This window comes from Candidatus Zixiibacteriota bacterium, from assembly GCA_026397505.1.
Taxonomy (GTDB): Bacteria; Zixibacteria; MSB-5A5; order GN15; family PGXB01; genus JAPLUR01.
Window position 1 is genome coordinate 25,497 of sequence record JAPLUR010000052.1, and the last position, 12,143, is coordinate 37,639.

The window sequence follows — 12,143 nt, forward strand, 5'->3', positions numbered from 1 at the left end:
TTATTTACGACTCAATTAAACAATATGTCAATCAAATTGTTCCCATCATGCCCCGGCGAACCAGGGACACGGGAATGGATCCATATGATAATAAACGATTATGAAATTCTTTTAAAGAAACCTGTGGGGATTGCCGGCGAAAATCAGCCGCCAGTTTCTCTATTTCGATTTTTCCTATCAGATAACTCATCGGCTGGGTGGGACTTTGCGAATAGCGGCGCACTTCCGCCTCGGCATTGGGTCGCTCCAGATGAGCAATATCGATCAACATTGCCACCGCGTCATAGAAACTGAATCGGCCCGCATGCAGCCGGACATCGATCACCACCCGACAGGCGCGCCAGAGCTGGTCTTTCAATTGTATCAATTCGGTCCTGCGACCGGAATAATACCCTTTCTGTCTCATCAAATCTTCACAATACAGAGCCCATCCCTCAACAAAAACAGGTGTCCCATAAATCCGGCGTACTTTGGATTTATTACGATTGGCCAAACATAATTGAAGGTGATGACCCGGATAACCCTCGTGCAAGGTCCTTACCTCTATCGCCGCCCGGCTATGGCCCAAAAGCTGCTCTTTCGCCCTCTCCGGTGAAGTACCGCTGTCAATCGGCGTAACCCAGAAAAAGCCGCGCTGCGGTTCTTCAAATGGAGCCGGCGCCATATAGGCGGCGTATGGAAGAGTTGCCCGTTCCGAAACAGGGGTTTCCATTATTTCCAGCATTTCATTTCTGGGCAGATCAATAAAATCCTGCTTTATTACAAATTCCCTTGTTCGATTCATCTCGAGGCGATAGGCTTCAAGCAATTCCGATGCCGCCGGCGTGTCCGATTTTATCTCCTCAAGCAGTTCAAACAGATCCCGGCCGGGGGCAATCTCGGAGGCAATTGATTTCATCTGCTTCAGGGTCAGATCGATATATTCAATTCCGATCGCCTCCAGTTCTCTCGGACTATAAGGGAGCAAATGATACTCTTTAAGCAGAAGGCCAAAGTACTCCTCCCCACAGGCAAAAGATCCCGAGGCTTTCCGGGATAATTCCTCGTTGAGAAACTTTAGATAATCGTCAAATGCTTTTGAAGCCAGAGTCGCGGCGGCCAAAATATCATTCTTGAGAGGCTGTAACTCCATGGCCGTCCGGGTCATTAACTGTGTAAAAAACCTCTGCCCCGAATGGGCCATTTCCACAGCCATGTCGCGCCAGAGCTCGGGAATCGTCGCATTCATGCGCAGGTTGCTCTTGCCTTCGGCCAGATAACGCGGAATTTCCTTTAAACGCGAAATAAGAAAGCGATATCTTTCTTCCCTGGATAGAAAATCGCGGATGAGAAATATCAGGCAGGCAAAAATGGCATTATTGGGATAAAAGGAGGGGTCGTTACGAAGCCGGTTGAACATTCGCTCTGAGGCAATATCTTTTCGAATATTGGCGGCCAGCATTTCCAAGTCAAGTTTGCATTCTGCAGATAATTCGTTCGCCTTCTTGAATTCCCCCAGCAGTGATAGCCAGTTTTTCTCCTTTCTCAGATAATCATTTCGCGAAATCTCATCGACATGATCCAATTGGCCATCATATTGATGTATTCCCGCAAAGGTGGCCGAAATGGGCGAGAACTTCCAGGTTTCTTCCAGTATTTCATCGACCAATGCTTCCCATGCGAGGTCGCGGTCGCTAGAGTGCGTCATTTCCGCTTCTCTCCGAGTCTCTCTTCTTGGCGGGCATGCATATTCCTGACCTGATCGACAAAGGCCTCCAAACGTGTTTCCTCGCCGGTATCCTGCAGACCTTCATAACTGATATTAAGCCAGGGGACTTCCCCCAGATCGTGGGCAACGCGGCGCGAAAGAGAAGTCACTATTGTACCCGGCATGCAGTTAAACGGCATGCAGTTGATGATACCCGAGGCACCATGATGCACAAAATTGATCGCTTTGCCGATGGAAAGAACTGCCTCTCCCCTGACATCCACCGGAAGATACGGAGCGGCCAACCGCACGACTTCGCTGATGGGCAATTCATGGTCTATGGGGAAGTGCCTCGTAAAAGCCTTTTCGATATGATATTCATCCTTATTCTGCAGATAGGTCTGAAGAACGGCTTTCAGGATGCCCTTCCATGATTTCTTATAAAGGGAATCGAGTTTGAAAGTGTAGGTCGTATAGTTGACCCATTCGGCAAAAGTAGCCAACTGGACTTCAATCCCCAGCGCTTCCACTTTGGCTATCAGATGATTATTTGAAAAGCGATTGTTCCGAAGATATATTTCCCCGACCAGCCCGATCCTCGGTTTCCCTTCGGGATTCCGTTTTATCCGACTGAATTCCCGAGCGGCCTCGTCGCCCAATGCTGTTAAGTCGCCGCCCTCGATAACTGTCTCTTCCATCTTTTTCAGATATTTCCGATATGTTTTCTCGGCGGCACCTTCTTCAATTTCATACGGTCTGGTCTTAAGCAAAATTTTAATGAGGCAATCGACAAAGACAATTCCACGCCAGCCCAGCCGTCGAAATGGTGTTTTCTCCAAACCAAAGTCGGCGTAGGAAGTCCTGGAATTGGGGGAGTATATCGGTATATTTCGATATCCCAGTTCATCCAATATGATGCGATGAAACTGGCTGTACAATCCGAAACGACAGGGACCATCGGCTCCCGGCATGAAGAACACCGAACGTTCCGGGTCAAAATCGGGTGAATTTATTTTTCGCAACATATCTCCTGTGGTCACCACGCAGGGGAAACATTCCTTGCCGGATGTGAATCTTTTTCCATAAGTGAGACTTTCCTCATCCGGTTCCTCCATAACTTCGGCTTTAATGCCGCATCGCACAAAAGCGGCTCGCACTGGATAGGCATGATCACACATGTTGGGAATGAAAATGGTTTTATCGGCCGGTGAAAAATTGCGGTCGGCGGGAGTGAACTCGTAAAGAGGTGGCGCATATTTATAGAATCTCAATGAATCAAGGAATGCCTCCACGCGCGTAATGGCGCCGGCATCGGCCGAATGCTCATCCAGTTCCAACTGGAGATAAGGTTTGCCGGACATCTGGCGGCGGAAAAAATGAGTTATGAAGGAATCGGGACCGCAGCCGAAGGCGCTCAAATATACCGCATAGAGATTAGAGTGCTTGCGGATGAAGTTGGCCGCGGAGAGGATTTTCCGGCCATACAACCAGTACATTTCCGAAAGTTCTTCGGTATCCAGTTTCATGGGAAGAAAATCGATATGAATCGTTTTCAATCCCATTTTGCGGATTTTGTCCGGTATTTCCAAAGAAAGATGCCGGTCAAAGCCGTTATATGGTCGACTGACAATAACGATGCATTTTTCGTCACGTTCAAGACTTTCGAGTATTTTCTTGCCTTCCGCCTCCATGTTTCTGCGGAATTGGTCGTAAGCCGATATGCCGTTGGCCAGCGCTTTTTTGACTTCACTCTCAGGCAAACCCATTACTTTAACTAATTGCGCTAATTCTATGAGCATTTTACTATTATCGCGCTGCAATTTTAAGGGATGGCCGATAAATTTGATCCCTTCGGCGGCAAAGTCAAACTTGGAGGCAACGGTATTGCCTATCGATTGAACATAGGGACAGATATAGCTGCCATAATCATCATAGTTGTCCTCGGTAAAACTTATTATGCCGGGCAAAAAGATATAGTCGACTTTCTTCTTTATCAGATTGTCCATGTGGCCGAAAGCCATTTTGACCGGGAAACAGGTCTCGGCGGCGAATTTCTCGAGAGCCGCATCGACTATGGCATGATTAGACAGGTCGCTGTTTACCACTTCAAAGCCAAGCGTCTCGAAAAAGGCTTTCCAGTAGGGATAGTACTCAAAGAAGTGGAGTATTCGGGGAATCCCAACTCTCCCCCGGCTACTCTCTTTCCTCTCAGCATTAATATATCTCTTCATCAGCAACTGCTGACGGAGATTAAAGTAGTCGGGAAGAAGGGAGCCTTTTTCGGCCCGGTTGACATCATATTTTTCGCAGCGACTGCCGTAATACAGCGGCTTTTCCCCTTCAACATTGACCGTCCTAATCTCACACATATTGGAGCAATCCTGGCAGGTGAAAGTATCCAGAGTATATTTCTTTTTGGAGAGGTCAAATCCTTTGAATTTGGAGCCGTTTCCCCGATCGAATTCCATGGCCAGAATGGCGGCTCCGATGGCGCCGGTGACATCATGATGCGGCGGAACCGTGACTTTCCTTCCGGTGAGCTTCTCGAAGGCGGCCACCACTCCCTTATTCCAGGCTACGCCTCCCTGGAATAAAATGTTATCGCCGATCTTTCTATCGCCGACCACCTTGGTCAGATAATTGGCGGCAATGGAATAGGCCAATCCGGCAATGAGATCATTTGTCCCGGCGCCGGCCCGCTGGTGGCTCACCAAATCCGATTCCATGAAAACGGTGCAGCGCTCACCGCAACCGACCGGGCACTCGGCGGAAAGGGCACGGTCGCCGAATTCCCGCTCAATATTTATGTCCAGCTTTTCGGCCTGCTCTTGAAGGAAAGAACCGGTTCCGGCGGCACAGGCTTTGTTCATCTCGAAATCAATGACAGTCTGATTGTGGAGGGAAATATATTTGGAATCCTGTCCCCCGATTTCAAAAATGGTATCAACCGTCGGGTCGAAATTTATGGCCGCCGTGGCCTGGGCCGTTATTTCATTCTTGACAATATCGGCCCCAACAAAATCCCCGGTCAGATAACGCCCCGAACCGGTCGTGCCGACCCCGATGACTCTGACTCTCCCAGCCACTTCAGCGCCTATCTCCGCCAGACCGCGTCTTACCGCTTCAATCGGGCGGCCTTCGGTCATCAAATAGCGGCGAGCGACAACATTCTTGTTCCGGTCTATCAGCACCAGGTTGGTGGAAAGAGAGCCGACATCGATTCCAAGGTAAACATCCAGATGATCCAGCGTCCCCCGGTATTGCCTGGCCGTCACAGCATAGAACTTGGAATCGGGAAAATCAAAAGTCAGCCTTTCCCGTCCGGTGCGGGGCACACCTCGGAATTGGAGATAGCCGGATATCTTTTCAGTATCAATGCTGACAGGCGCGACTCCTGTGGCCTTGGTCGCCAGAAGAGCGGCCCCAATAGCGCCCATGACATTGTGATACTTCGGAATGATCAATTCCTCCCGGCCGATCTCGAGAATTTCGGCAAAAGCCCGAATCATTCCGGGATTGGAGGCTACGCCGCCCTCAAAGGCGACTGGAGACAGAAATTTCTTCCCCCGGGCAATAGCGCTTTTGAAGTTGCGGGCCACTGCAAAGCAGAGCCCGGCCACGATATCGTAATCGGGGGTGGCAATTTGCTGGAGGTGGATCATGTCGGACTTGGCAAAAACCGAGCACCTTCCCGCAATACGAGGGGGATTCTGGGATTTAAGGGCCAATTGCCCAAATTCCTCATCAATTGATATCTTCAGGCGTCCCGCCTGCTGATCAAGGAAGGAACCGGTTCCTGCGGCGCACAGATTATTCATGCTAAAATCGACCACTACCTGTCGTTCGGGATCCAATTGAATAAATTTTGAATCCTCTCCCCCCATTTCGATTATTGTACGCACCTGAGGCACTAGATAAGCATTAGAGGCGGCAATAGCGGCAATTTCCCCAAAGAAACTGCCCCCAAGAATACTGACCCCGGTCCGTCCGCCTATTCCGGAAAAACCAAGCCTGACCGGCTGAAGAATCCAATCACCAAACTCGCTATCAAGCAGGTCCTTAAGTGTCTGGTAAGGCCGGCCATGGAACCGACGATAGGCGGTCTTGGCAATCGCCCCTTTATTATCCAGGACAGCGACCTTGACTGAAACCGACCCGATGTCAACCCCGATTGAATATTCGGCGGACTCCATTTCGCTTTCACCTTTTTCAGGAAGATTGTTTTTTGTGCCTGATAATAACAATTTTTTGCCTTGTCTGCAATCATAAACATTTGATTAAAAGAAGCTTTAACTTATATTTGCCCTGTCTTAAATTATGCGTTTATTAGTTCAAAGAGTCAGCCGGGCTGAAGTGAGGGTTGAGGGAAAAACCGTCGGAAAAATCGAACGGGGTTTTCTGGTCTTATGCGGTTTCCGGAAGGATGATCAGGCGGAAAGCTTGAGAAAGCTGGCCGAAAAATGTTTCAACCTCAGGGTTTTTGAAGATGAAGACGGGAAAATGAATCTCTCCCTTCTGGATATGGGGGGAGAACTCCTGGTTGTCTCTCAATTCACTCTCTATGCCGACTGCCGCAAGGGGCGCCGGCCCGGATTCGACAACTCCATGCCGCCCGAAGAGGCGGAATCATTCTACAATAATCTGATAACCGAATTCAGGAAATCCGGCCTCAGAGTGGAAAGCGGCCTTTTTGGGGCCAAAATGCAGGTGGAGCTGGTTAACCATGGGCCGGTGACAATAATGCTTGATGATCATGAAGTTTAAAGAATTAGATAGACTGTTAAGCAGGTATCGTCTTGTCCTTGCCTCCGGTTCCCCCCGGCGGGTAAGTCTCTTACGGGCGGCCGGAATCAATTTCAGGCAACTGATTCCGGATATCGATGAGAACAACCATGCTCATCAGGATCCGTCAGCGCTGGCAGCGCTTCTGGCTCAGAAGAAGGCCCTTGCGGTATGCTGGGAAATTGAGACCGATGAAGTCATTCTGGGGTGTGATACCATCGTGATTCTCAATGACCTTGTGCTGGGGAAACCCGAGTCGGAGGCGGAAGCATTTGAGATGCTCTCAGCCCTTTCGGGCAATCGGCATACGGTCTGCTCGGCCATAGCGCTCCTTGAGCGCGGAGGGTATATGGCAAGCGGATTTGAGTTTACCGATGTCTACTTCAATCCGGTTTCAGCCGCTCAGATCAAAGCATATATCAAGACTGGCGAACCACTCGATAAGGCCGGGGCGTACGGTATTCAAGAAGAAGGCGGTTTTTTAGTTGACAGGATAGAGGGAAATATTGATAATGTGATCGGCTTGCCTATGAGCCTATTGGAAAGGCTGGCCGGGAAATTTATGACGGAAATGAGTTGTTATGGCATATAAATATAAAGAGATCGGCGAGATACTCAAAAAGCGAAGAATGGAATTGGGGAAAAGCATAACCGTGCTGGCCGAGGAAACCAAGGTCCCCGAGAGATACCTTGTCGCCATTGAAGAAGGTGATTTGAAGGAATTTCATTCCTCTGTGTACTATGATCTTTTTGCCCGGTCATATGCAAGAGAATTGGGTATCGACGATCATGAGCTTTTTGAAAGTGAAAAAGAACCGGAACCTGTTTCCGGAATCCCCGGTGCAGTTCACGAAACGGTTGGGCTTCGGGAGGAAAAGAAAACCCGGAATTCCGAACTGAAGGCGTCATTCAGAAACTGGCTCTGGTTAATCGCGATCATATTGGTTGGCGGCGGTATCACGGCCTTTATAATGCTCCAAGGCAAGACCCCGAAAGAGAGTGAAAGAGCCGAGGAAATCAAGCCGCAGGTGAATGCCGAAGTTGTTCTGGATACGGTGGCACCCCCGATAGAGGCCAATGTTGCTGATTCCATCATGGCCAGCACGGCGCAGAATTCTGCCATGAGGTTGGAAGTCAACGTGAAAAAAACCTGCTGGTTTCTGATTATGGCCGATGATGACACCGCTGCTTTCGGCAGCCTGCAGCCGGGAACCGTCCGGAATCTGACGGCCATGAATAGATTTGTTATCTCAGCCGGCAATCCCTCCGGCGTTGAATTCAGACTGGATGATACTCTAATGAAACCGCTTTCTCCAGAAGGGAAACCGATCCGCGGGCTGGAAATCAACCGCGAAAACAAAAGGGGGTTCTACTTCCTCCCCGAGGATACTACCGGTGGCAGGCGTTAAAGAAATAGTGGCGGGCTTTCGTTTGCGCTTTCACCTTCGCACCTATCAGGCCTCTCCCATCTCTCTGCCGGAGGATATGCGGAATACTCGAAACGTCATGATCTGTCTTCCCCCTGGCCAGCGCGAACTGACAATGATCAAACAGCTCCTGCCGGAACTGGCCCGGATATTTTCGGATTCCGAAATCTACCTGCTGGCCGCCCCGGGCAGCCCGGTCTATGAAATTTTCCCCCGTAAGGGGTATCGGATATTGACTCCCTCGTCGGATCAATTGACCTGGAGCGGTCTGGCTAAGACCGCCTATATAAATCTTTTGAAGCAGAATCGCTTTGACCTTATTCTGGATTTGAATCTCTCGCCGAGTCATTTTGTCAAATCGATTTTACTGGCCTTTCCGAGAGCGATCCGGGCCGGCGCCGGCGGCAATCTCGGAATCCCCTACTACAATTTGGAAATTAAAAGCGGGTATCTTCGTGATGAGAAGAATATTTACAGATCTATTATTAACATGATTGCCCAACTGCGGGAAAACAAATCAACCAAATTTGACGAAACAGCCAATTAGCGTTCCGGAGGAATCGTGTACCTTAAGAGATTGGAACTTCTGGGATTTAAATCATTTCCGGATAAAACCGTCATAAAACTGACCGGCGGAGTAATCGGCGTCGTGGGACCAAACGGATGCGGCAAAACCAATATTCTTGATTCCATCCGCTGGGTTCTTGGAGAGCAAAAAGTGTCTCTGTTGCGCGGCACAAAAATGGAAGAGATAATTTTCAACGGCACGCGCGATATCAAGCCTCTCGGAATGGCCGAGGTCACATTGGTGATACAAAACAGCAAAGGCATTCTGCCCACCGAATACAGCGAAGTGCAGATAACGCGACGGCTGTTTCGCTCCGGGGAGGCGGAATATCTCCTCAATAAAATTCCCTGCCGGCTGAAAGACATTGCTGACCTTCTGATGGATACCGGCATCGGGGCGCATGTTTATTCGGTCATTCAGCAGGACATGATTGACGCCATCCTTTCCGACCGGACAGACGACCGCCGCTTTCTTTTTGAGGAGGCGGCCGGCATTTCCAAATACAAAAATCGCAAAAAGGCCGCTATTCGCAAACTGGAAGCGACCGAACAGGATTTGCTGCGCCTGAAAGATATCGTGGCGGAGGTCACGGTACAGGTGAATTCGCTCAATCGCCAAATGAAGAAGGCGGAACGGTATCAGAAAATGGCCGAGGAATTGAAGGGCTGGGAGATTTTCCTTGGCAAGAACGCCTCCGATACGCTCCAGAATGAACGCCGAGCCATATTGACCCGCAGAGATTCCCTGCTTGATGCCAGAGTCGCATGTGATGCCGCTATTGACACCCTTTCGGCTCAACAGGAAGAGCAGCGCAAGGAATTGACCGACCTTGACCGCGAGTTAACGGCGATATCGAATCTGGTCTATGAGAAATCGGAAGCGGCTCATGCGCTCGAAAAGGAAATATCGATTTTGCGTGAAAAAAGGGAGAACGCCCGTCAACTGCAGGAGCGGAATACATTCGATATTCAGGCCTTTCAGAAACGCAAAGAAATATTGGCCGAGCAGATTGAGGAGACCCGCCGGGAACTTGAAAAGGTCGAATCGGAGTCGGGCGCCCACGTGGAGGAGGTTGCCCATTCCGAACAGAATCTGAATGAGGCCGATGAGAAAGTTCTTGCCGCCCGCCGGGCCCGCGATGAGTTGAGCAAGGAACTCATGGCTCTGGAGGGGCGCCTTTCCGCAGGGAAAAGCGATGACAGCAATCTCAAAGAGCAGGAATCCGACATCAACACTTCTCTGATTGAGTTGATCAAATTGCATTCTGAAGCGGGCAATAATCGCGATAAGATTGCCGCGCGTCTGGCCGAACTTGAAAGCTCGGGCGTCACGATTGCCGCGCAGATAAGCGGCCTCCAGAATCAGCAGAATACATGGGAATCGGAAATTCGCGGTTTTGATGCCCGGCTTGAGGAACTCTCGGGCGAGATTTTTGACCTGACAGCATCACTCGAGGCGGCCGAGGCCCGCAGGCATCTTCTTAGCGAGATGATCACTCATTACGAGGGATACAGCGCCGGAGTCGTCACCACTTTCGAAAATAGGGAACGGTGGCCCGGTCTGATCGGTACCGTGGCCGAGCATTTGACGCCGCACGGAGGTTTTGAGGATGCCATTGAGGCTGCTCTCGGCGAAACAGCCGAGTTCATGATTTCCAGGGATCGGGAGACCGCTGATGGTGTAATCAGTTTCCTGCGCCAGGAGAAGAAGGGTAAGGCGGGATTGATTATACTGAACGAAGCTGGTTTCAATACGGGGGTCACCCGACCGGAACTGAACGGCGAGAGCTTTCTCGGCTGGGGCGATCAATATGTCACCGTTTCAGAAGAACTGAAACCTCTGGCGCACCTGCTTCTATCGCGCATAGCCGTCATAAAGCCGGAGAATAATAAATGCATTCTGGATGCCCTCCCGATGTATTTCGCGGCCGTTACGACCGACGGAAAGCTTTTTGAGAATAGAGCCATTGTTTCGGGCGGTTCAAATGAAGGGTTGTCCCTTTTCGGACGAAAAGAAAAAATTGCCGAGCAGGATAGAATTCTCCAGGAACTCAACGGCAAAATCGCCGAGATCAAAACCGCGAGGAATCAGATTACTTCCGAGCTTGGTTCAAAGCAGGCCGAATTGCACGGCATACTCTCACAACTGGATAATCTTAAGGAAGAATCCGACCGGGTGCACACGGAATTGACTTCAACCCGGTACGAAATGCAGACGGTTGAAACCGAGATGCGCCGGCTGGAAAAAGAAAAAAAGGCTTTTTCGGATAAGCTGGAACTCCTTAAGAGCCGCCAATACGATCTTTCCCTTAATTATGACCAGCTTGCCCGCGAAAAGGAAACGCTGGTCGGCCGGTTGCAGGAGCACGAGATGGTTATTGGGCAACTGGAGCGGGATTCGGAAGAGGCCCAGAACCGACTATCGTCCGTGCAGATCCGTCAGATTGAATTAAGGAGCAAAAAGCAGCAGCTGGAAAGTCAGATTCGCCATACCGGCGAGTTGATCGCTGAGATTGATCAGAATGCAACCGCCAAGTCGCAGGAAATTGTTTCCGCCGAGCAGGAAATCGCCGGCTCGCTGGACAGGATTGCCGGATTGGAGAAGGAATTGAAGCAGTTGTTTGACGCCCGCGCGGTTCTGGCGGACAAGCAGAACGGTATCCGCAATACATATAGTGGCCTTCAGGAAAGTCTGGTCACGCGCGAAAAGGAAATCAAACAACAGCGCCAGACCCGTGAGGAAGCCCTGGAGGAACTGCATGCGGCCGAATTGAGAATGACCGCAATTGAGGCCGAGGTCAGGAATATCACCGAGAAAATCCGCAATGATTACGACCTTGAACTGGAAGCGATCACGGCCGAGCCTCCCGACAGCAGACTTCCCGAAGAAAAACGCCTGGAGCGTCTGCATGAATTGAAGGATTTGATGAAGAATTTCGGCGGGGTCAATCTCCTGGCGCTGGAAGAGTACCTTACTTCGAAAGAGCGGCAGGAATTTCTCAGCGCCCAGATGAACGACCTTCTTAATGCCAAATCGACACTGCAATCGACGATTACAAAAATCAATGTCACGGCCAAGAATCTTTTCCTGGAGACTTTTGCCCGCGTGCGCGAGAATTTCAAAAAGGTCTTCGAGGAATTGTTCACCGGGGGTGATGCTGATATCCGCCTGCTCGATGAAGCCGATCCCCTTGAATCGCCCATTGAAATTATCGCCCGCCCGCGAGGCAAGAAGCTATTATCAATCGCGCAGATGTCCGGCGGCGAAAGAGCCCTTACGGCCATTTCCCTGCTTTTTGCCATCTATCTGGTTAAACCATCCCCCTTCTGTATCCTGGATGAAATCGATGCCCCGCTGGACGATGCCAACATCCATCGCTTCTTGCGGATGATTAAAGCCTTCTCCGATCAGACTCAGTTTATTATCATCACGCATAATAAGATAACCATGGAAGCGGCTGATGTTTTATATGGCGTTACAATGGAGCAGCCGGGGATTTCCCGAGTCGTCTCGGTCCGCTTCAATGAAGAAGCCGATGAAAGCCTTATCAACACCTCCATCGCCGAGGCCGATTACACTCCTGTCGCACATCATGCCGATAATGCACGAACAAGAGTGTTCTCCGATTCCGGAAATGAAATATCGGATGATCCCGGGGCTTGATTGACCAGGTTCTGCT

The 12,143-nt window shown here is 50.2% G+C and carries 7 protein-coding genes; 5 read left to right on the forward strand and 2 right to left on the reverse strand.

Going from position 1 to position 12,143, the window contains the following annotated elements:
- Positions 1-31: 31 nt before the first annotated feature.
- Positions 32-1,687 carry a DUF885 domain-containing protein gene (locus NT002_04655; GenBank protein ID MCX6828553.1) on the reverse strand — a complete coding sequence of 552 codons (1,656 nt, stop codon included), beginning with the start codon at positions 1,685-1,687 and terminating at the stop codon, positions 32-34.
- Complete coding sequence (locus tag NT002_04660) at positions 1,684-5,880, reverse strand: acyl-CoA dehydratase activase (GenBank protein MCX6828554.1); 4,197 nt, start codon at positions 5,878-5,880, stop codon at positions 1,684-1,686. Before NT002_04660 ends, NT002_04655 begins: the two co-directional genes overlap by 4 nt.
- Before the next feature lie 124 nt (positions 5,881-6,004).
- On the opposite strand from NT002_04660, the gene dtd reads away from it, so the two are divergent.
- Genes dtd through smc form a run of 5 tightly spaced genes read left to right on the forward strand, consistent with a single transcriptional unit; the run spans position 6,005 to position 12,127 of the window.
- A complete protein-coding gene (dtd, locus tag NT002_04665) occupies positions 6,005-6,451 on the forward strand; it encodes a D-aminoacyl-tRNA deacylase (protein MCX6828555.1) in 447 nt (148 codons plus the stop codon).
- Positions 6,441-7,061: a Maf family protein gene (locus NT002_04670; protein MCX6828556.1), complete on the forward strand. Its 621-nt coding sequence runs from the start codon at positions 6,441-6,443 to the stop codon at positions 7,059-7,061. The genes dtd and NT002_04670 overlap by 11 nt, the downstream gene beginning before the upstream one ends.
- Positions 7,051-7,878: a DUF4115 domain-containing protein gene (locus NT002_04675; GenBank protein MCX6828557.1), complete on the forward strand. Its 828-nt coding sequence runs from the start codon at positions 7,051-7,053 to the stop codon at positions 7,876-7,878. Before NT002_04670 ends, NT002_04675 begins: the two co-directional genes overlap by 11 nt.
- A complete protein-coding gene (locus NT002_04680; protein ID MCX6828558.1) occupies positions 7,865-8,443 on the forward strand; it encodes a hypothetical protein in 579 nt (192 codons plus the stop codon). The genes NT002_04675 and NT002_04680 overlap by 14 nt, the downstream gene beginning before the upstream one ends.
- Positions 8,444-8,458: 15 nt before the next feature.
- Positions 8,459-12,127, forward strand: a complete 3,669-nt coding sequence (smc, locus tag NT002_04685; protein MCX6828559.1) for a chromosome segregation protein SMC — start codon at positions 8,459-8,461, stop codon at positions 12,125-12,127.
- The last annotated feature ends 16 nt before the right edge of the window (positions 12,128-12,143 follow it).